1 rRNA gene is annotated in these 863 nt (G+C 32.6%); it reads left to right on the plus strand.

Going from position 1 to position 863, the window contains the following annotated elements:
* Nucleotides 1–683: 683 nt before the first annotated feature.
* Nucleotides 684–863: ribosomal RNA gene (locus CQA49_RS09780) — 16S ribosomal RNA — on the plus strand; the annotation flags it as partial.

Raw genomic sequence — 863 nt, forward strand, 5'->3', positions numbered from 1 at the left:
CTATAAGCCAACTTTAAGCCTTCCATTTGTAATATTGCGTTTCCCAAATTCATTTGGCTTCCTTTTTTCCCAAATATTTTAACTTCATTGATACCCACTTAAGAATACTTAAGGGGATTTTTGACTGAATTTTTGGGCTTTAGTCTTTAGGCTAAAGATTTATTTTGGTTAAACATTAAGTTTTGACTAAATATTAAATATTTAAGGAAACACAAGTAGTTTTTGGTGTTCTTTTACTTCAAAGTTTAAGTGTTATATAACCTTAATATTTTGGGTAATGATCTTTGAAATCTAAGCAAGAAATAAAGAAGTGAAAACTGAAGTAACTTTTTATCAAGTTTTTCAATTCTTGTTTCTTAGTAAATCTATTCTCATTTTATAACTTTGGGCTTTTAAGCAAAAAAGTTTGTGATTTAAGAGTGAAACTAAGAGATTAGGACAAATAATCCAAAAAGAGAATCTAAGTTATTTTTAACTTTTAAGATTCTTAAAGCTAAGCATTAGCTTGCTTTTTAGTATTTTTAGATTCTGTTAAAGAATTTAAATACTTTAATTGCAAATTCTAAGTATCTTTGGAAAAGTTTTTAGGTTGTGATGCAATGAGTGAATGAGACGCACTTATGGTGCGTCGCAGTGAAACGAATGCAGCACTCCTAAAAACTAGCCAAAGAGACGACGAATTTTTTATGGAGAGTTTGATCCTGGCTCAGAGTGAACGCTGGCGGCGTGCCTAATACATGCAAGTCGAACGATGAAGCTTCTAGCTTGCTAGAAGTGGATTAGTGGCGCACGGGTGAGTAATGCATAGATAACATGCCTCATAGTCTGGGATAGCCACTGGAAACGGTGATTAATACTGGATA

Source organism: Helicobacter sp. MIT 00-7814, assembly GCF_003364115.1.
GTDB lineage: Bacteria > Campylobacterota > Campylobacteria > Campylobacterales > Helicobacteraceae > Helicobacter_F.